Source organism: Clostridium nigeriense (assembly GCF_900086595.1).
Classification (GTDB): domain Bacteria; phylum Bacillota; class Clostridia; order Clostridiales; family Clostridiaceae; genus Clostridium; species Clostridium nigeriense.
Genome location: NZ_LT575472.1, coordinates 1024252 through 1044211, shown reverse-complemented (window position 1 = coordinate 1044211; position 19960 = coordinate 1024252). Strand labels below are relative to the sequence as shown.

Below are 19960 nucleotides of genomic sequence, written 5' to 3'. Positions count from 1 at the left end.
ATGCTTGTCCGTGTCTAGCTTCATCTTTACACATTTCATGAACTGTATCATGGATTGCATCTAAGTTTAATTCTTTAGCTAATTTAGCTAAATCCATTTTTCCTTGGCAAGCTCCGTGCTCTGCATCAACTCTAGCTTGTAAGTTAGCTTTTGTATCAGCTACAACTACTTCTCCGATTAGTTCAGCAAATTTTGCAGCGTGTTCTGCTTCTTCAAATGCTATTCTCTTATATGCTTCTGCAACTTCTGGGAATCCTTCTCTATCAGCTTGTCTTGACATTGCTAAGTACATTCCTACTTCTGTACATTCTCCTACGAAGTTAGCTTGTAATCCTTCCATAATTCTTGGATCTACATCCTTAGCTACTCCTACTCTGTGCTCATCAGCCCATTTTAAATCTCCAGTTTGCTCGATAAACTTATCAGCTCCAACTTTACATACTGGACAAACCTCTGGTGCCATATCTCCTTCATGAACGTATCCACATACTGTACAAACAAATTTTTTCATAATTTAACTCCTCCTAATTTATATAAATTTATTTCATTAATTTATTTCCTTAATTCATATCAAATCCTTTTGACATTTATTATTATATAATAATAATTATCCATTGTAAATATATAAAGTGATTTTTATTAAAAATATAAAATACATGTATTTAATTATAATTTTAATCATCAAAACAAGATTTTTATTAATAATTTATCAAAAACTTATTTTACTAAGTATATTTAATAAAAAAAGAAAGTATAAATAGTTCCTAATATTAGTAAACTTTTTATACTTTCTTTATTTTTAATTTCTATTTTATTCCTATCGCTGTTTCCATATCGGAAATTATAGTATCTATAGCCATTAAACCGCTCCCACCAACATACCATGCCTGTGGTTCAACATATACTATATTTCCATTCTCATAAGCTTTTGTTGTCTTAACTAGTTCATTTTCCATAGCTTCTTTAACAGATGCTTGAGCTCCTGTAATAGCTCCTCTATCTAAAACTAGTAAATAGTCAGGATTTTTTTCTTTAATATATTCAAATGATATTTCTTGTCCATGCTTTGCTGATTCTATTGTTTCATCTACTACTTTAAACCCAAATTTACTATAAACCATATCATATCTTGAGCCTAAACCATAAGCTGATAATGAACCTTCATTAAACATTGTCATTAAAGCAGTTGAATTATTTTCTTCAACCTTTGACTTTACTACTTCTAATCTCTTATTTAAAGAATCTAATTCTGAAGCTACACCTTCTTCTTTATTAAACACCTTACCTAAAATCTTTGCATTGTTTTCTGCAGAAGCAAATATATCATTATTAACTGTACCTAAGTATAAAACTGGAGCAATTTTCTTTAAATCCTCATAGTAGGCTTCTTGTCTTCCTTCTATTATAATTAAATCTGGTTCTGCTGCATTTACTTTTTCTAGGTCAAACTCTTTTAAAGAACCTAAGTCAACATATTTATCATCCTTATATTGTGATAAGTATTCTGGTAATGATCCCTTTGGTAAAGCTACTGGCTCAACCCCTAGCTTATTCATTATATCTAATGAACCGTAATCTAATACCACAACATTTTTTGGATTAACTGGAACTTCTACTTCACCATTTTGGTCTGTAACAACAACAGTTTTATTTTCATCTTGAGCTACTCCATTACTTTCTGTTCCTTTGTTAGAGCATCCCATAATACCTATAGATAACGCCATAACCATACCTAATATAGCTATAAATTTTTTCTTCATTAATAATACCTCCATTTTTACTGTCATTAGGACAGTTAAATTAATAATTTGATGTATAAAATTTTTGTAAAAACTCTTTATTTAAATATTTAAAAATAAACACAAATTTTTTGATTATTTACTTCTCTAATATTGAAGTTCATATCATATAAACAGCTTAAGTTGTTTTCTGTTATCATTTCTTCTGTTGTTGTGTTGTTTACTAACTTTCCATCCTTTAGTGCTACTATATTATCTGAATAGCAAGATGCAAAGTTTATATCATGTATAACAATTATTATTGTTTTTCCAAAGTCATTCACCATTTGTCTTAGCATCCTCATCATTTCTGCAGAATGCTTCATATCTAAATTATTTAATGGTTCATCTAAAAGAATATAATCTGTATTTTGAGCTACTATCATAGCTATGTATGCCCTTTGCTTTTGTCCTCCACTTAGTTCATCAAGATATTTATCTTGAATATCTATAAGCTTCATGTATTCTAAAGCATTGTCCACTATTTTTTCATCTTCCTTTTGAAGCTTCCCTTCACAATATGGAAATCTTCCAAAAGAAACAAGTTCCCTAATAGTTAATCTTATATTCAAATTATTGCTTTGTTTTAATATAGAAAGCTTCTTAGATAACTCTTTTGAATTCCACTCTTTTATTTCTTTACCATCTATAAATACTTCTCCTGAATCTGCATCTAAAAGTCTTGATATTATGGATAAAACAGTACTTTTACCAGCGCCATTTGGCCCAATAAAAGAAGTTATCTTTCCTTCCTCTATATTAAAAGAAACATTATCTACAACCTTTTTATTTCCGTAACTTTTATTTATATTTTTTATTTCTATCATAGCTTACTCTCCCTTAATAATAGATTTATAAAGTAAATTCCACCAATAAAGTTTATTATTATGCTTATAGTTGTATTAAATACAAAGACCCTTTCAACAAGGAATTGTCCACCTACTAAGGCTATTATACTTATAAGAGTACCAACTATAAGAAGAACTGAATGTTTATAAGTTTTTGTTATTTCATAGGTCAAGTTAACAACTAATATTCCTAAGAAAGTTATTGGTCCAACTAAAGCTGTTGATAATGAAACTAAAATAGCAACAATAATTAATATTTTTTTGCTAAATTTATCATAATTAACACCTAAGTTTATAGCTTGTTCTCTTCCTAGAGACATAATATCTAACTTACTAAAATCCTTATATAATACAAAGGCCACTATTATAAGTATTACAATTGAAACTAATATTATTTTTGTATTAACCAAACTAAATGATGCAAATAATTTTGCTTGAAGTGCATCAAATTCATTTGGATCTATTAAAACCTGCATAAATGAAGACATACTCCTAAATAAGGTTCCAACCACTGTCCCAACTAAAAGTAAGAAAAATATATTATTTTTACTTTTCTTAAGAACTACCTTAAATAAAATCATTGATAACATAACCATTAATGTACCTGATACTAAAAAGTTAACTGTTTTATTTACCATAAAAATTGATGTTGAACCAAAGGTAAAAACCACAATTGTTTGAACTAAACTATATAAAGAATCCAATCCTATAATACTTGGTGTTATAATTCTATTATTTGTTATTGTTTGAAATAGTATAGAAGCTACTGAAATAGTTCCAGCTGCAATTAAAATACCTAATACTTTAGGAATTCTTAAGGATAAATTAAATCTATAATTTTTAGCAGTTAGTCCCCAGACTACGAAAAGAGTTAAAAACACTATTGCTATAATTGACATTGTTATTATTTGTTTTTTATTCTTACTCATTAATTATTCCTCCTAAAAATTAAGTAAAGGAATATTATTGCACCAATAACACCTATAGTTAAATTAATAGGAATTTCATAAGGTGCTATTATAATTCTACTAATTATGTCACAAGCTAATACAAAACTTGCACCTAAAAGTGCTACTAGTGGCATATTAGTTTTTAAATTATCACCTTTCCATATAGAAACTATATTAGGTATTACAAGCCCAACAAAAGGTAAACTACCTACAGTTATTACAACTAAAGAAGAAATTAATGCAACTATTACTACTCCTAAATTAGTTACTCTTTTATAATTAAGTCCTAGACTTACTGACATCTCTTCCCCCATACCTGCTAAAGTAAATTTATGTACATAAGAAAAAGCTACTATAACTAATGGAATACTTAGATATAGAATTTCGTAGTTCCCTTTTAAAATAGTTGAAAAACTTCCTTGTAAAAGTGCTCCCATACTTTGAGTTAAATTAAATCTATATGCAAAAAAATCTGTTATAGATCCCACTACATTTCCAAGCATAATCCCTACTAATGGTATAAATATTACACTTTTTATCTTTATTTTCTTAAGTATAGTCATAAATATAAAAGTACCTGCTACTGAGAAAATAAAAGCTAAAATCATTTTTTCAAACAAACTTGCTGAAGTGAATATTATCATTGAAAATAAAACTCCAAGCTGTGCTGAATCTACAGTTGCTGCAGTACTTGGTGAAATAAACTTGTTATTACTTATTTGCTGCATAATAACTCCACTTATACTCATTCCAACTCCAGCTACTAATATACTTATTAATCTTGGAAGTCTGCTTATCATAAGGACTTGTACATCCTCTGAGGTAAGATTAAATATATTTATATCTATTACTCCAACAAAAATTGAAATTATTGATAGTAATATAGTTATAATCCATAAAGATTTTTTAGCCATAAACTCAACTCCTGTCATTTGATAATTTATATCAACTGAGTATTATTATAATTGATAAGGATTATCATTGTCAATATGTATTTTGGAAATAAAAAAATAGAAACTACATAATTTCTTATTCCGTAACTACGGTATAAAATAGAAAATTATATCGTTCCTATATATCTTATTTTAATCTTTATATCTATTAACTTCTTTTTTCACTAAAACTAATAAATTATTTAACTCATTTATTTCCCCATCTTCTACTAACTTATTTAAAGAGCTTTCAAATCTACTTGCTTCAGCATTTTTTCCTAAAGATCTTAAACTTAATATATTATGCATAATATTAGTAATGATATCTGATTTAATTTCAAATAATTTTTGTGCATCTTTAATTTCATCTTTAATATCTAACATAAGTTCATCTAATTCAAAAGCTGCATCTGCTGCTTTCTTTAGCTTTTCCCTTACCATTTCTGGCAATTGTTTTTTATACTTATAATTTAAAGAATGTTCAATAGTGGCCCAAAAATTCATAGCTAAGGTTCTTATTTGAAATTCTGCTAATATCTCCTTTTGTCCTTCTGCCATGTTTACAGGATATTTTATTATTATATGATAGCTTCTATATCCACTTTCCTTTACGCCTCTTACATAGTCCTTTTCGTAAAGAATTTGCATATCTTTTCTACATCTTATTATTTCTACAACCTTATCTATATCATCTACAAACTGACACATTATTCTTATACCAGCTATATCCTCAATTTCGTATTGAAGTCTATCTACTGGTATACCAAACTTATTTGCTTTTTCTAAAAGGCTAGAAATTTCTTTTACTCTACCTGTAACAAACTCTATAGGTGAATATTCATTCTTTTTTCTATATTCCTTTCTTATGCTTCTAAGTTTAACTTTTAATTCATCTACTGCCTGTTCATAAGGCATAAAAAAACTTTTCCAATCATGAATTACCATCTTATATCACCCTTTTCAAACTTCACCCTAACTATTATATCAAAAAACTTATAATGTGTAATCTAATTCTTATATAAAATAATTTCTTATATCTACATTTTTCCTATATTATGCTATAATTAGATATATGTAGAATTACGAGGTGATAACAGATGATAAACTCTTTAAAAAGTAATAAAGATTTAATTAACAAAGATAATAATATACATAGTAAAAACATATTTTTAAAAGAAATTACTTGTCCAGTTTGTGATAATGTCTTTAAAACACCTGCAGTTAAGGTTAATGCTCCAAGAATTACCTCAAAGGATTCGGACTTTTTCATTAGATATTCTGTGGAAAATCCCTACCTTTACGAGGTTTGGTTATGCCCTAATTGCGGTTATGCTGCTCTAAAATCAGATTTTGAAAAAATAAGAAATTTTCAAACTAAGCTAGTTAAAGATAATATTACTCCAAAATGGGTTAGTAGAGACTATCCAATTCCCTTTAATGAAAATGTAGCTATAGAAAGATATAAATTAGCTTTACTTAATTCCTTAGTAATTGAAAGTAAATCAAGTACTAAGGCAATGATCTGCCTAAAAATAGCGTGGATGTTTAGATTATTATCTGATGAAGCTAATGAAAACAATTTTTTAAGACAAGCACTAGTTGCTTTCAATGATACATATACTAACGAGAAGCTACCAGTCTATGGATTAGACAGATTTTCAATTATGTTTCTTATTGGAGAAATAAATAGGAGAATTGGAGAAGAACAAACAGCCTTAAGATGGTTTTCTGAAGTCATTACATCTATAGGTGCACCTCAAAAAGTAAAAGAAATGGCTAGAGATGGAAAAGATAAAATTAGGAGGTAGAAAAATGGGTTTATTTTCTAAGAAAAATAAGAAAGCTGTAATATCAAATGATTCTAACAATACTATTTTAGACGAGGTTGCAGCTACTGAAATTATTGAAAGAGAAAATACTAATGAGAGTTTAAAAGATGAGATGGTTAAATTAAGTGAAAGTAGTTCTAATATATCTACTGCTATTCATGATGTTAATAGCTCATTATCAGCTTTAACAAGTGCAAGTTTGACACAAGCTGAAGAAATTAATAATGCTAGAAATATATTAGAAACCTTTAATAATCGTATGGAACAGTTAGCTTATAATATTACTAATGTTCAAATAACTGTTTTAGATACTGATAAGGTAGCAGATGAGGGATTAAATACATTTACTGATTTAGATCATTCATTAAATGCTTTACAGCAAGCTTTTAAAACAGTTAGTTCAACTGTAAATTCTCTAGTGTCTAAACTTGAATCCGTAAATACCATTACTGATTCTATTAGCCAAATTGCAAGTCAAACAAATTTACTTTCTTTAAATGCTGCTATAGAAGCTGCAAGAGCCGGTGAAGCTGGTAAAGGTTTCTCAGTAGTTGCTGGTGAAGTTAGAAAGCTTGCAGAAAACTCTAAGCAATCCGTTGAAAGTATAACTAAAATATTAGATGATATTAAAACAGACATATTAGATGCTTCAAAAGCTATGGAAGCTGGTGGTGTTGCTGTTGATAATCAACAAAAAACTTTACAAAGTACAAAAGGAAGTTTTACTAATATAAAAGCTTCAATTAATGAATCAGTTAAGGAAATAGATAGTTGCATAGAAAATCTAACTACTGCTTCTTCAGAAAAAGACGATGTTTTATCCATAATGGAAAAGGTAACTACTTTATCTCAAGAACATTCAGCTGTTTCAGAAGAAATTGCAGCAAATATGGATTTACAAACTAGAAACCTTGAGGATTTAAACAACACTATTTATTCATTAAATAATCAAATAAATTAATAGGTATATTTAAAATTGTGTACTAAGAATGAAAATATAAAAATGGGTTGTCTTTGACAACCCATTAAATTTTCCCTGTAACTTTAGTAGAGTAAAATATTAGTATTTTATATAAATAAATTAATATTTGAGTCATCTGCTTGACCCAAGTAATATCCAACCCCACCATAAGTAATTCCATCTATTAATTCTTCTTTTTTAATCCCCATAACATCCATAGACATAGTACATGCTACTATTTCTACTCCATTTTTTATAGCTGCCTCCATTAAATCTTCTAAGGATTGAATGTTTTTATTATTCATGACTCCTCTAATCATTTTGGCTCCCATACCACCCATATTCATTCTTGATAAACCTAATTTTTTACTTCCTCTTGGCATCATAACTCCAAATGCCTTTTCAATAATATTTTTAGATACATTAACCTTTTCAGGCTTTCTAAGAACATTTAATCCCCAGAAGGTAAAGAACATTGTAACCTTTTTCCCCATAGTTGCTGCTCCATTTGCAATTATAAAGGATGCTATAGCTTTATCCAAATCTCCGCTAAATACCACCATAGTTTGCCCATCTTTCACTGGAACTAATGGTAAATTATTGTTTTGGAAGTTATTCATCATCTTTTCTTGCATTTCTTCTTTATTTAAAAGCTGATTTGAGCACTTCATAATTGTTGCTTCAATTATTCCCTTGTCTTTTTCTATATTTAATAATCTATTATTAGTTTTCTTTGACCAAGCTTCTATATCTCTATAAAATCCTGGATCTGATGCTCTAACCTTTAACACTTCCCCATCAAACATACTATCCATAGTTAGTTTAACTTGCATTAATGGTCCTGGACATGATAATCCCGTAGCATTTAATTCTCTAACCTTGTCTATTGCAACTTCCTTCATTACTAAATCCTCTTCCTTCTCATTATTAAACTCTATTACTTTTGCCTTGTAGTCAAAATTTAAATAAGTTTTATATCCGCCATTTAAATTTCTAACTTTAAATCCATTGGCCTTTAACAATCTAGCTGCTATATAACCTCTAAGACCTACTGCACAATAAACTATTATTTCCTTATTTTTATCTAGCTTATCTAAATTATTTCTTAAATCATTTAATGGTATATTAATTGAATTTTCTATTCTACCTAACTCCACTTCCTCTTTATCCCTTGTATCTAAAAGAATTTGCTTTTCAAAATCTAAACTTTTTATATCTTCTATGTTTATTAAATCTACTAAGGCTTTTCTTTGATTTTCTGCCATGAACCCTGCCATATTAGCTGGTGATTTAGCTGATAAAAATGGTGGTGCATAAGCTAAATCTAACTCCTCTAGATCTTCCATTCTTCCACCAAATTTTATAGCTGTTGCAATTACGTCTATAAATTTATCTACTCCATCATACCCTAATGCTTGAGCTCCTAATATCTTGCCTTCTACATCATAAATAACCTTAATAGTTAATGGAATGGCATTTGGATAGTATCCAGCATGACTCATTGGGTGCAAATAAACTTTCTCATATTTTATGCCATATCTATTTAATGTTCTTTCATTATTTCCTGTAGCAGCTGCAACCATATCGAAAACTTTTATTATTGATGTTCCAAGACTTCCTTTATATTCAGAATCTAAACCTGCAATATTATCCGCAACTATTCTACCTTGTCTATTAGCCGGTCCCGCTAATGGAATAAAAGCTTCTTTACCATTTACATAGTCTTTAACCACTACAGCATCTCCAGCCGCATATATTCCTTTTATATTTGTTTCCATATGATCATCAACTACTATATGACCTCTATCTCCAAGGTTTATTCCACTATTTTTTATAAAATTAGTGTCTGGTATTACACCTATAGCTGAAATAACCATATCAGCTTTAATCATTCTTTCATCATCAAGAACTACACTAATTGAGTTTTCTTCATCCTTAAAAGCAATAACTTTATTATTTAAAATTATACTTATTCCATTATCATTTAATTCTTTTTCAATAATATTAGAAAAGTCTGAATCAAATGGTGCCAATACATGAGGAGCTGCTTCAATTAAAGTTACATTTATTCCTCTTTCTTTAAGATTCTCAGCCATTTCGATTCCTATGAATCCTCCACCTATAACAATAGCTGAGTTAGTTACGGAATTATCCACATATGCTTTAATTTTATCTATATCAGATATGTTTCTAACTGTAAAAATTTTCTCACTATCTATTCCTGGCAAATTTGGTCTTATAGGTTTTGCTCCTGGTGATAATACTAAATAATCAAAAGTTTCTTCATAATCTCCATTAATATTTTTGACTTTAACTTTTTTATTAATTGAATCTACTTCTATAACCTCACTATTTACTCTTACATCTATATTAAATCTATCTTTCATTTTTTGTGGAGTTTGAAGTAATAAAGCATCTCTTTCTTTTATAACCTCACCTACATAATATGGAAGTCCACAATTTGCAAAAGAAATATATTCACCTCTTTCAAATATTACAATATCCATATCTTCTCTTAATCTTCTTAACCTAGCTGCAGCTGATGCTCCTCCAGCTACTCCTCCAACCACTAATACTTTTTGTCTCATTTTTTTACTCCTTCCCTTATAATATAAATCTTTATATTAATATATTATGATATTTAGATATAAATGTTATTAAAAAATACTCCATTATGGAGCATTTAATTTTTATGATTTTAATAATGCTTCTATTATTTTTCCAGCTCTTTCATCAACTACCTCATAAACTATCTCTAACCCATTTCTCTCACCTTTAATTATCCCAATGCTTTTAAGCTTTTGTAGGTGTTGAGAAATAGTTGATTGAGGCATACCTAAACAACTATGCATATTAGTCACATTACAACATCCCTTTTCCAAAAGATTTTTAACTATGCAAAGTCTAACTGGGTGTGCTAATACCTTTAAAAATTCTGCTACATCCTCATATTGCTTATAATTACTCTCCAACCATATCACCTCATTTATATTCCCATTTTTTTCAATATTGTTATAATAATATCAATAATATTACTATATTCAAATTTTATGATGTTGTTATTAAATTGTCAAGCTTTATTTATAAATCCAATTTTTTATTTTTATTTTCCCTCTACCTAATTCTAAAATTCCTCTTTTCTCTAAAGTCTTTAAACTTCTACTTACAACTTCTCTTGAAGACCCTATATCAGCCGCTATTTTTTCATGAGTAGTATAGATTATTTTTACTCCATTGTTTTCTTCTAGCTTTAAATTAAAATAATCAATTATCCTATTTTCAATGCTATTAAATGTTACTTTTTCTAATCCTTCAACTACATTTTCAAACTTATTATATAAGTTTTTAAAAATATATTTTAAAAAAACACTATTATTAACTAAATATCTTTTAAATAAATCCATAGGTAAAATAGCTATCATAGCATTTTCCTCTACATCCGCAAAGGATTTTTCTTCTGAATCAGTTAAAGCACATAATATAGTATTAAAGCAACTGTCCCCTTTACTAATTCTATAAAGAGTTATTTCTTTTCCATCATCACCAAGCTTATAAATCCTAAGCTTTCCTTCTAAAATAAATGAAAATCCTATACAACTTACGTTGTTGCTAAAAACATTTTGACCTACTTCATAATTATTTACTATTATTCTACTTAAAAATAACTCTAATACTTCTTTTTCCAAGTCTTTTAAAAAAGGATAATTCTTTAACAATTCATACTTTAAATCCATATTTCCCCCTTAAATAAAAAAAGTAAAACTACCTTAATTGTAGCCTTACTTTTTTTAATAATCAACTGATTAAATGAATATTGAAATTTATAGGTCTAATAATGAGTCTATTCTATTCTTATCAAATCCAACAACTATACTTCCGTTTATGTCTAGAACAGGTACTCCCATTTGTCCGCTTTTATTTATCATTTCCATTGCTGCAGCTCTATTTAATCCTACATTTACTTCTTCATAATTTAAATTTTTACTTCTTAAATAGTTTTTTACCTTAGTACACCATGGACAAGTATTTGTTGTATAAACTTTTATATTATTCATTTTGAATTCCTCCGTATCATAAAATATTTCTATGATATAAGTATATTCTTATTTACTCTTTTTGACTGTAACAAAGTCACAAAAGGTATTTATCTTAAAATAGCTACAACTGTAAATAAATAAACAAAAAATCCAATAGTACTAGCTATATGTAATTTTCTTGTAGCTCCTCTTCTATTTTCTTTAAAAAAGTAGCCTGTTATTCCGATAGCAAGCATTATTAATGTAAAACCAATATATTTTATAAAGTCTTCACTTCCTATTTTTTGTATTAAAGCAAGACACATAGCAATTACAGATATTCCTCCTATAACTATATGTGCTTTTCTAAAATTGAATTTTTTTATTCTTAAAAGTTTTGGTATATAATAAGCTAAAAGTGATACCATAAACAAAAGTGATGATAATCTTTCCATACGTTCTTAACCTACACTTCCTCTTTAAGTTTTGTTGATAATTTTTCTTCTTTTGTAATAGTCTTAATTCTAAAAATAAAGTAATAGAATTTAAATAAAATTAATCCTAATATAAAACATTTCATAAAAATACTATCTAAAATAATAAGTGGAAAAGCTAGCATAAAATCTGCAAAAGCTAAAAGGCATACTTTTTCCTTTAATGTCATAGCTCTTTCCTTAACAAAGGATTCTAAGTGATTTTTATATAACTTAGTATTAATAAACCAATTATTAAATCTTTCTGATCCTCTAGCAAAACAATATGATGCTAATAATAAAAATGGTGTTGTAGGTAATATAGGCAGAATTACTCCTATTGCTCCTAATACTACTGCTATAAGTCCTACTGATATATAAAAATATTTCTTTATTGACTTCATACTAATCTCCCCATCTTAAAATTATATTTTTAATAAGTTAAATGTCTAAATAATTCTATTGGATTATATATAAGTAGTCTTGGCCCTGAAAATCTCATAACCGCTTTAACTTTTTCCTTCATATCCTTTTTGTAACAATGTATTGGACACTTTCCACAGGTAGTCTTTTCTTCACCAAACTTACAAAAGCTAAGTCTTTTATGTGCATACTCTAATAAATCCTGACATTCATCACATAATTCCTTATTCTTATGCTTTTTCTTACAATAAATTTTTATCATAAGCTCTATAGTTCTTTTTTCTCTTTCTATTTTAGTCATATATATCTAATCTCCCCCCATTAGGTTTTGATAATCATTATCAATAATAATTCTTAATAAAGAGGATTTATCATCCTCTTCATTAAAGTTATACTATTTTTTTGTTTTCTAGTTTACAAACTTTATCACATATAGCCGTTGTAGACTTTCTATGTGAAATAAGTATTATAGTCTTATCCTTACAATTTTCATTTATAGACTTTAAAATTTCTCCTTCATTTAAAGCATCTAAATTACTAGTTGGCTCATCTAATATAAGTACTTCACTATCCTTTAAGAAGGCTCTAGCAAGTCCTATTCTTTGCTTTTCTCCTGAAGAAAGATTTCCACCAAGTTCCCCCACTTTAGTATCATAACCCTTAGGCAGCGTTAATATAAAATCATGTATCGATGCTTTTTTAGCAGCTTCAATAACTTCTTCTTCAGTAGCATTCTTATTTCCTATCTTAATATTTTCCATTATTGATTCATTAAAAAGATAAGTTTCTTGGCTCACTAATCTTTGTCTATCTCTTAAAGATTTAGTATTAATTTCTTTTATATTTATATCATCTAATTTTATATCCCCGGAATTAACATCCCAAAATCTCATTATTAGCTTAATAAATGTACTCTTACCAATTCCACTTTCCCCTATTAATGCAATCTTTTCTCCCTTTTTGATATTTAAACTAGCCTTTTCAAATATCTTTTCTTTTCTATTTGGATAAGAGAAGGTTACATCATTATAAGTTATATCCCTGCAAAGTGTATCATTCATTCCTGTAACTTCTTCTACTTGTGGATTTTCATCTAAAAGTTCAAATATTCTTTCTGCACAAGCAAAAGTTTGAAGTAATGTATTAGATAAATTACTTAAAGCAACTACTGGCCCAAAGGATGATGAAATTATTACAATAGCAACTATAGCAGTTGTAAATGCTATTTCTCCATTTAAGAATTTACTTACGCCAAGTACAACAAATGTTAATATTGCTATCATTATCGTTATATCTGTAGTAGCTCTTATTATTCCTTCATGATCTTTTATCTTATCTAGACTCTTATTTAGTCTTCTAGAATTTTCATTTATCTTCTTAAGTCTCTCTTCACCATTTTTATATAATAATACTTCTTTTAATCCTCTTAAAGAATCTAAAACATAGTTATTACTTTCTCCAAAGATATTTCTATAATTAACTCCAGCTTCTTTTGCAAAGCTTGAAGAAGCATATGGTATTACAAATCCTACTATTATATAAAATATAGCAGCTATAACTCCGAAAATTGGATTAATTAAAAATAATATTATAGCTATAATACTATTTGTTATTATTGCTATAGATATTGGTGCTATAGTATGAGCATAAAAAACTTCTAAAAGCTCAATATCTGAAGTTATTAAAGCAATTAAATTTCCTTTTTCCTTACCTTCTAATTTTGCAGGCGCAAGCTTTCTTAAAACTGTGAAAATCTTATCTCTTAAGATATATAAGATCTTAAAAGCTATATAGTGTCCTGATAATTGTTCACCATATCTTAAAAATCCTCTTAATACTGCAGCTACAGCCATTACTATTAAAGCACCTTTAAAACTTATAAATGTTATATCTCCAATAAAAGCACCTAGTGCAACTGCTCCAAAGGCAGCTATTGAAATAGCAGCTAAAAATCCTAACACTCCCATAGATATTGTAATTAACATTATTGGTGCAAGTGGTTTTAATTCTACTATTAATCTCTTCATTATTTGGAAGCCTGATCTTCTTTTCATATTAACAAACCTCCCTAATTTCTTCTAATTCATTTTGTTTATTTACCATGTTATGATAATATCCATTAAGATTCATTAACTCTTCATGAGTTCCTTCTTCTACTAATTCTCCCTTATTCATAACATAGATATTTTTAGCATCTCTAACATTAGCTAATCTATGAGATATTACCAATATAGTTTTATCCTTAGATAAATCGTATATAGCTTCCCATATAGCCTCTTCACTTTCAACATCTATATTTGAAGTAGCTTCATCAAATATTATCATTTTTCTATTTGCAAGTATTGCTCTAGCTAAAGATAATCTTTGCTTTTGTCCACCAGATAAGGCACTTCCACCTTCTCCTACATTAGTATTTAATTTATCCTTTAATCCTTCTACGAAACTATCTAATCTTGCAACTTTTAATGCTTCATTAATTTCTTTATCTGTAGCATTTTTATTACCTACTAAAAGATTATCTAATATGCTTCCATTAAAAATATAGCTATTCGTAGATATTAATCCTATATTTTCATATACAAGATTTAAATTTACTTTTTCTATATCTGTATTATTTAATAAAACTTGTCCCTTATTAACTTTATAATTATTTAATACTATAGATGCAACAGTACTTTTACCTGAACCACTTTCCCCTACTATTGCAACTATTCCCTTTGGTGTAATATCCATATTGATATTCTTTAATACTTCTCTTTCACCATCATAACTAAAAGTAACATTTTTAAGTTTTATATTTATATCTTCTTTAATTTCTTTTATATTTTCATCAACTTCTTTTTCTCTTTCCTCTGCATCTAAGATTCCAAAAATTCTATCAGATGCTGCCATTCCATTCATTGCTATATGGAAATATGAGCCTAAAAGTCTTAATGGAATAAAGAATTCTGAAGATAAAAGTATTATTATAAGTAAACTTCCTGGTAGCAAATCTCCATTTTTCAATTGAATTAAAGCAACTATAGTTCCTGCTGCTGCACCACCAAAAGCAACTAAATCCATTATTGTAATAGAATTTAACTGCATACTTAAAACCTTCATTGTTATTTTTCTAAACTTTTCAGCTTCTATATTCATCTTTTCATGTCTTTCTTCATCAATATCAAATACCTTTAATGTTGTAAGACCTTGAAGATTCTCTAAGAAACTTCCACCTAAGTCAGAATAACTTTTCCAATAATCCTTTAAAATTCTCTTTGCTATTTTCATTATTGCAATTATTGAAATAGGAATAAGAGGCACACAAAGTATAAATACAAGGGCTGCTTTAAATGATATAAAGCTCATAAATATAAACAATGTAACCGGAACTAATAGTGAATAGAAAAATTGTGGTAAATACTTACCAAAATATATTTCAAGTTGTTCTACACCTTCTACCATTACTTGAACAATAGATGATGTACTTTCAACACCACTATAGCCAGTACCTAATTTAAGTAACTTCTTATACACAAGTTCTCTTAAAATTGTTCTTGCCTCTGAAGAAGCTAAATTAGAAAACTTAGCATATAATATGTTGCAAATAAATCTTATAATTAAAAGTCCAATTATTATAACTCCAGGTTTTAAAATATCACCTAAATTTAAAGTAGTTATTCCTCCCGAATAAATCCTATTTATAAATTGTCCAACAAGTATAATAGTAATAATATTACATATTATGGATATCCAATTTGCTAATATAGTAAGAACTATGTATTTCTTGGATTGGCTACATAAATTTATTAGCCTTTTATTAATCATCATAATATCTTCCCCCTTATATAAATACTGATATTCATTTTCATATGATAACAACAATTGATATTATATCCCAAATGATATTAATTTTCAATAGATAATCGTTAAAAATTTACCTCTTCTCTCTAACTATTTATTATATATTAATTGTAAAATATGTTTTTATTTTACTTCTATTTATGTATAATTAATTATATAGATTAACTAGTAGTAGTTAAATTTTATTTAGAACATAGTCTAAAATAAAATAGAGAAAAAAATCAAATGATTTTTTTCTCTAATATATTAATACTATTAATTTACTTAAATTTTTCTAGTTTAATAACTCTAGAATGTACTATGCTTCCACATTCTTTACATATTGTATGTTCAATTGGGCTTCCTAATCTAAGACCCCATAATTCAGGATAAACACACCCCTGAGCGTATTGATGACCTGTAGTGAAATCTTTAGCTCCACAATAAGGACATTCTTCAATCTTAATTTCCTTCAACTTAAACCTCTCCTTCAATTACTATTCTCAAAAAGATCTCATTATCTTTTCATTATACATTAAACTGTATATAATTACTATATTTACCACAACAAATCCTTTTATTAAAGATTTCTACTTTAAAAATAAAAACTCAGCAAAAGCTGAGTTTTTACATTAATTTTTTATTTTTAACTCTTCATTATTCACCTGACTAAGATTGTACTACTTCTCTAACTTCTTCTTTATTGAAATATTTAACTAAAATCAATATTCCAAGTGTAACTATTCCTAGAAAGGTTAGAAACTCTAATGTATAAATAAGAGTTACTCCACCTGTAATAAGTGTTGCTATGAACCTAAAGAAATAAGCTACTACCCAAGCTAATACAAATTGATAAATAACAGATAAGAACATCATTTTTGTTCCATACTCTTTTTTCATAACACCTATAACCGCAAAGCATGGAGTATATAATGATACAAAAACCAAAAAGCTTAATGCTGTTATTGCTGTAAACATTGTTGGTAAAACTACGGCTAAATCTCCATAAACTATTTCCATAGTTCCAATTATAACCTCCTTAGCTGCAAGTCCAGTAAGTATTGATACTCCAGCTTCCCATCCACCAAATCCTAGTGGCTTAAATATAGGCGATATAAATCCGCCAAGGCTAGCTAAAAAGCTTGTGTCTATTTCATCTGTAAAACCATTCATATTAAAATAAGTTAAAAACCAAACTACTATTGAAACTGCAAATATTAGTGTTCCAGCTCTAATAATAAATCCCTTTGATTTATCCCAAGCATTTAAAATAATACCTTTAAAACTTGGTAACTTATATTGTGGAAGTTCTAATATAAATGGTTGTTCATCCTTTTTAAATAAAGTGTTCTTAAATATCAATCCAACTAAAATTGCAACTACAATTCCTAATAAATATAATCCCATAACTACAAACTCTTGATTTGAAGCAAAGAATATTGATGCAAATAAAGCATATACAGGTAATCTTGCTCCACAAGTTACAAGTGGGGCTAATAATGCTGTCATTTTTCTATCCTTTTCACTCTCTAAAGTTCTAGTAGCCATTATTGCAGGAGCTGAACATCCAAATCCCATTATTATAGGAATAAATGCTTTTCCTGACAATCCAATTTTTCTCATTATTCTATCCATAAGGAAAGCAACTCTTGACATATATCCACTATCCTCTAAGAATGATATACCAATAAAAAGCGAGAATACTATTGGGAAAAAAACTATAACCCCGCCAACTCCGGCTACTATTCCATCAACTATAAGTGATTTAAACCAATCTGATGAATTTACAAGTAGACCTTCTATAAATGGAGTAAAAGTATTCGCTACAAATCCATCTAATCCATCAGCTAAAGGTTGTCCGAACCAACTGAATGTAAATTTGAATATTAAAAACAATGCTAATAAAAATACTGGATATGCTAAAATTGGATTTAAAACTATTTTATCTATTTCTTCTCCTATGTATCTTGATTTTCCTTTTTCTTCAGATGCTTTTTTTATAACATTATCAATATATCTATATGCCTCATTTTCACTTTTAAAATTTATATTATAATTTGGAATAATTTCTTTAGATTTGTTTATTACTTCTGATATATTAGCTAGACCAATTTTATTTTTAGCTGATATAGGTAAGATTTTTACCCCTAGATTTTCCTCTAAAACCTTTGTATCTAGATTGATCCCTCTTTTTTTAACTATATCCATCATATTTAAAAATACTAGTATAGGTTTATTAAATTGCATTAATTGAGTTGTAAGGTATAAATTTCTCTCTAAATTCGTAGCATCCACTACATTTATTATTACATCAACATCTTCATTTTCTAAATAAGTTCTTGATATTTTTTCTTCATTTGAATATGTGTCCATTGCATATATTCCTGGCAAATCAACTATTGTTATATCTTTATTGATAAATCCATATTTCTTATCTATAGTTACTCCTGGCCAATTTCCTACATATTGCTTAGATCCAGTTAATGCATTGAAAACAGTAGTTTTTCCTGTATTAGGATTACCAACTAGTGCTACATTTATCATACTCCCCACTCCTTAAACATTTAAATAAATATTCTTTGCATCATTTTTTCTAATTGCTAAATCAAAACCTCTAAAAGTTATTAATATAGGATCTCCAAGTGGAGCAACTAACTTCACCTTAACTTGTGTCCCCTTTACACATCCTAAGGCCTTTAATCTCTTTGCCAATTTAGGATCTCCTAGTACTTCTTTTACAGTTCCAGATTCTCCTACTTTCATTCCGTATATATTCACATATACTCCCCCTTACATGGTTTTCTATATACAATTATAACCAATTGATATTGATTGTCAATAACTACTGAAGTTTTTTATCAAAATTTTGTGAATTTTTTAGCAAGTCAAATAAAAAAGTGAACTTTACACTCTATTTTTTGTGTAAACTTCACTTTTTAGTTATTCTAATATTTTTATAGGATCAAAATTTAAGTAGTCACAAGAAGTTATAATATATTCAATGTTATCCTCTACCCCATTAACGGCTGTTAACAATGATGGCCCATGAAGATGTCCATAAATGACTTTTTCAACTCCATATTCTTTAAATATCTCCGTAAAAGCTGAAACTTCTCTTTTCTCATTTATTGGAGGATAATGAATCATAACTATAAACTTATTATATCCAGCTTCTTTTGCTTTATCTAAAGATAATTTAAGTCTTATAATCTCTCTATTAAATATTTTTTTATCTTTTTCTGTAAATCTATCCGTTCCCTCAAGTATCCATCCTCTTGAACCACAAATAGCATAATCTTTATAGGTGTAAAAATTGTTTTGAAGGAATTTAGTATTTTCATACATCCTATTTAGCTTAGATATACCACTCCACCAATAATCATGATTCCCCTTAGAAATTATCTTTTTACCTGGCAAGTTATCTATCCAATCTAAATCGCCTTTACTGTCACTTGCCTTCATTGACCAAGATATATCTCCAGCTATAAGAACTGTATCTTCTTCGTTAATCTTGTTAATCCAGTTTTCCTTAATCTTTTCATCATGCCTAAGCCACTTTTCTCCAAAAATATCCATTGGTTTATCTGTTGTAAAAGCAAGATGAAGATCTGAAATAGCGTATAAAGCCATTAAACCTACTCACCTTTCTATTATTCTATCTAAATCTGTTACATATGCAATAATATGTGCTACTGCTTCATAAAGATCTCCTGGAATATATTCCCCAATATCTACATTACAAAGCAAATCTGTCAATTCCTTATTATACACTATCGGCACATCATTTTCTTCTGCTTTTTCAATAATTTTATCGGCAATATGTCCCATTCCACTAGCAGTAATTACAGGAGCCACTAAATTTTCTTGATATTTCAAGGCAGCAGCTTTCTTTCTTCCCTTCATAATTTTTTCCTCCTATTATAAAAGA

The 19960-nt window shown here is 28.1% G+C and carries 22 protein-coding genes; 2 read left to right on the top strand and 20 right to left on the bottom strand.

Annotated elements, in window-relative coordinates:
- From BN6774_RS05100 to BN6774_RS05075, 6 genes are all read right to left on the bottom strand, one after another.
- The coding region (locus BN6774_RS05100) for an NADH peroxidase (protein ID WP_066890773.1) at positions 1–511 on the bottom strand (511 nt) is incomplete at its 3' end.
- Between the two features lie 295 nt (positions 512–806).
- Complete coding sequence (locus BN6774_RS05095; RefSeq protein ID WP_066890770.1) at positions 807–1760, bottom strand: siderophore ABC transporter substrate-binding protein; 954 nt, start codon at positions 1758–1760, stop codon at positions 807–809.
- Positions 1761–1849: 89 nt separating this feature from the next.
- On the bottom strand, positions 1850–2605 hold the full coding sequence (locus tag BN6774_RS05090) for an iron ABC transporter ATP-binding protein (RefSeq protein WP_066890767.1): 756 nt from the start codon (positions 2603–2605) through the stop codon (positions 1850–1852).
- Positions 2602–3555: an iron chelate uptake ABC transporter family permease subunit gene (locus BN6774_RS05085; RefSeq protein WP_066890762.1), complete on the bottom strand. Its 954-nt coding sequence runs from the start codon at positions 3553–3555 to the stop codon at positions 2602–2604. Before BN6774_RS05085 ends, BN6774_RS05090 begins: the two co-directional genes overlap by 4 nt.
- A complete protein-coding gene (locus BN6774_RS05080; RefSeq protein WP_066890760.1) occupies positions 3555–4490 on the bottom strand; it encodes an ABC transporter permease in 936 nt (311 codons plus the stop codon). Before BN6774_RS05080 ends, BN6774_RS05085 begins: the two co-directional genes overlap by 1 nt.
- Before the next feature lie 171 nt (positions 4491–4661).
- A complete protein-coding gene (locus tag BN6774_RS05075; RefSeq protein WP_066890758.1) occupies positions 4662–5453 on the bottom strand; it encodes a GTP diphosphokinase in 792 nt (263 codons plus the stop codon).
- Between the two features lie 152 nt (positions 5454–5605).
- On the opposite strand from BN6774_RS05075, the gene BN6774_RS05070 reads away from it, so the two are divergent.
- Complete coding sequence (locus tag BN6774_RS05070; protein WP_066890756.1) at positions 5606–6316, top strand: DUF2225 domain-containing protein; 711 nt, start codon at positions 5606–5608, stop codon at positions 6314–6316.
- A 4-nt stretch (positions 6317–6320) separates the two neighbouring features.
- Positions 6321–7298 carry a methyl-accepting chemotaxis protein gene (locus BN6774_RS05065; RefSeq protein ID WP_066890753.1) on the top strand — a complete coding sequence of 326 codons (978 nt, stop codon included), beginning with the start codon at positions 6321–6323 and terminating at the stop codon, positions 7296–7298.
- A gap of 107 nt (positions 7299–7405) precedes the next feature.
- On the opposite strand, the gene BN6774_RS05060 is transcribed toward BN6774_RS05065, so the two are convergent.
- The 14 genes from BN6774_RS05060 to BN6774_RS04995 form a co-directional block, all read right to left on the bottom strand.
- Positions 7406–9886: a DsrE/DsrF/DrsH-like family protein gene (locus tag BN6774_RS05060; RefSeq protein ID WP_066890750.1), complete on the bottom strand. Its 2481-nt coding sequence runs from the start codon at positions 9884–9886 to the stop codon at positions 7406–7408.
- Between the two features lie 102 nt (positions 9887–9988).
- Positions 9989–10270, bottom strand: a complete 282-nt coding sequence (locus BN6774_RS05055; RefSeq protein ID WP_066890746.1) for an ArsR/SmtB family transcription factor — start codon at positions 10268–10270, stop codon at positions 9989–9991.
- Between the two features lie 105 nt (positions 10271–10375).
- Complete coding sequence (locus tag BN6774_RS05050; protein WP_066890743.1) at positions 10376–11032, bottom strand: Crp/Fnr family transcriptional regulator; 657 nt, start codon at positions 11030–11032, stop codon at positions 10376–10378.
- Positions 11033–11119: 87 nt separating this feature from the next.
- Positions 11120–11353 (bottom strand): glutaredoxin family protein, encoded by a 234-nt coding sequence (locus BN6774_RS05045; protein ID WP_066890740.1) that lies wholly within the window; start codon positions 11351–11353, stop codon positions 11120–11122.
- An 89-nt stretch (positions 11354–11442) separates the two neighbouring features.
- Complete coding sequence (locus tag BN6774_RS05040; RefSeq protein ID WP_066890737.1) at positions 11443–11769, bottom strand: hypothetical protein; 327 nt, start codon at positions 11767–11769, stop codon at positions 11443–11445.
- 11 nt (positions 11770–11780) lie between these two features.
- Positions 11781–12191, bottom strand: a complete 411-nt coding sequence (locus BN6774_RS05035; RefSeq protein WP_066890733.1) for a YbaN family protein — start codon at positions 12189–12191, stop codon at positions 11781–11783.
- A gap of 29 nt (positions 12192–12220) precedes the next feature.
- Positions 12221–12511 (bottom strand): nitrous oxide-stimulated promoter family protein, encoded by a 291-nt coding sequence (locus BN6774_RS05030; RefSeq protein WP_066890730.1) that lies wholly within the window; start codon positions 12509–12511, stop codon positions 12221–12223.
- 88 nt (positions 12512–12599) lie between these two features.
- Positions 12600–14264: a thiol reductant ABC exporter subunit CydC gene (cydC, locus tag BN6774_RS05025; RefSeq protein WP_066890727.1), complete on the bottom strand. Its 1665-nt coding sequence runs from the start codon at positions 14262–14264 to the stop codon at positions 12600–12602.
- A gap of 1 nt (position 14265) precedes the next feature.
- On the bottom strand, positions 14266–16020 hold the full coding sequence (locus BN6774_RS05020) for an ABC transporter ATP-binding protein/permease (RefSeq protein WP_066890724.1): 1755 nt from the start codon (positions 16018–16020) through the stop codon (positions 14266–14268).
- A 293-nt stretch (positions 16021–16313) separates the two neighbouring features.
- Positions 16314–16508 (bottom strand): hypothetical protein, encoded by a 195-nt coding sequence (locus BN6774_RS05015; RefSeq protein ID WP_066890721.1) that lies wholly within the window; start codon positions 16506–16508, stop codon positions 16314–16316.
- A gap of 193 nt (positions 16509–16701) precedes the next feature.
- The gene (gene feoB / locus BN6774_RS05010; RefSeq protein ID WP_066890718.1) at positions 16702–18576 is read right to left on the bottom strand and encodes a ferrous iron transport protein B; all 1875 of its coding nucleotides are present in this window, start codon (positions 18574–18576) and stop codon (positions 16702–16704) included.
- A 12-nt stretch (positions 18577–18588) separates the two neighbouring features.
- The gene (locus BN6774_RS05005; RefSeq protein WP_066890715.1) at positions 18589–18810 is read right to left on the bottom strand and encodes a FeoA family protein; all 222 of its coding nucleotides are present in this window, start codon (positions 18808–18810) and stop codon (positions 18589–18591) included.
- A gap of 162 nt (positions 18811–18972) precedes the next feature.
- On the bottom strand, positions 18973–19662 hold the full coding sequence (locus BN6774_RS05000; protein ID WP_066890713.1) for a metallophosphoesterase: 690 nt from the start codon (positions 19660–19662) through the stop codon (positions 18973–18975).
- A 9-nt stretch (positions 19663–19671) separates the two neighbouring features.
- Positions 19672–19935: an EscU/YscU/HrcU family type III secretion system export apparatus switch protein gene (locus tag BN6774_RS04995; RefSeq protein ID WP_066890710.1), complete on the bottom strand. Its 264-nt coding sequence runs from the start codon at positions 19933–19935 to the stop codon at positions 19672–19674.
- Between the last annotated feature and the right edge of the window lie 25 nt (positions 19936–19960).

Coding starts and splice junctions, on each gene's coding strand:
- BN6774_RS05095 (WP_066890770.1), bottom strand. CDS start 1,760: ATGAAGAAAAAATTTATAGCTATATTAGGTATGGTTATGGCGTTATCT.
- BN6774_RS05090 (WP_066890767.1), bottom strand. CDS start 2,605: ATGATAGAAATAAAAAATATAAATAAAAGTTACGGAAATAAAAAGGTT.
- BN6774_RS05085 (WP_066890762.1), bottom strand. CDS start 3,555: ATGAGTAAGAATAAAAAACAAATAATAACAATGTCAATTATAGCAATA.
- BN6774_RS05080 (WP_066890760.1), bottom strand. CDS start 4,490: ATGGCTAAAAAATCTTTATGGATTATAACTATATTACTATCAATAATT.
- BN6774_RS05075 (WP_066890758.1), bottom strand. CDS start 5,453: ATGGTAATTCATGATTGGAAAAGTTTTTTTATGCCTTATGAACAGGCA.
- BN6774_RS05070 (WP_066890756.1), top strand. CDS start 5,606: ATGATAAACTCTTTAAAAAGTAATAAAGATTTAATTAACAAAGATAAT.
- BN6774_RS05065 (WP_066890753.1), top strand. CDS start 6,321: ATGGGTTTATTTTCTAAGAAAAATAAGAAAGCTGTAATATCAAATGAT.
- BN6774_RS05060 (WP_066890750.1), bottom strand. CDS start 9,886: ATGAGACAAAAAGTATTAGTGGTTGGAGGAGTAGCTGGAGGAGCATCA.
- BN6774_RS05050 (WP_066890743.1), bottom strand. CDS start 11,032: ATGGATTTAAAGTATGAATTGTTAAAGAATTATCCTTTTTTAAAAGAC.
- BN6774_RS05045 (WP_066890740.1), bottom strand. CDS start 11,353: ATGAATAATATAAAAGTTTATACAACAAATACTTGTCCATGGTGTACT.
- BN6774_RS05040 (WP_066890737.1), bottom strand. CDS start 11,769: ATGGAAAGATTATCATCACTTTTGTTTATGGTATCACTTTTAGCTTAT.
- BN6774_RS05035 (WP_066890733.1), bottom strand. CDS start 12,191: ATGAAGTCAATAAAGAAATATTTTTATATATCAGTAGGACTTATAGCA.
- BN6774_RS05030 (WP_066890730.1), bottom strand. CDS start 12,511: ATGACTAAAATAGAAAGAGAAAAAAGAACTATAGAGCTTATGATAAAA.
- cydC (WP_066890727.1), bottom strand. CDS start 14,264: ATGAAAAGAAGATCAGGCTTCCAAATAATGAAGAGATTAATAGTAGAA.
- BN6774_RS05020 (WP_066890724.1), bottom strand. CDS start 16,020: ATGATGATTAATAAAAGGCTAATAAATTTATGTAGCCAATCCAAGAAA.
- feoB (WP_066890718.1), bottom strand. CDS start 18,576: ATGATAAATGTAGCACTAGTTGGTAATCCTAATACAGGAAAAACTACT.
- BN6774_RS05000 (WP_066890713.1), bottom strand. CDS start 19,662: ATGGCTTTATACGCTATTTCAGATCTTCATCTTGCTTTTACAACAGAT.
- BN6774_RS04995 (WP_066890710.1), bottom strand. CDS start 19,935: ATGAAGGGAAGAAAGAAAGCTGCTGCCTTGAAATATCAAGAAAATTTA.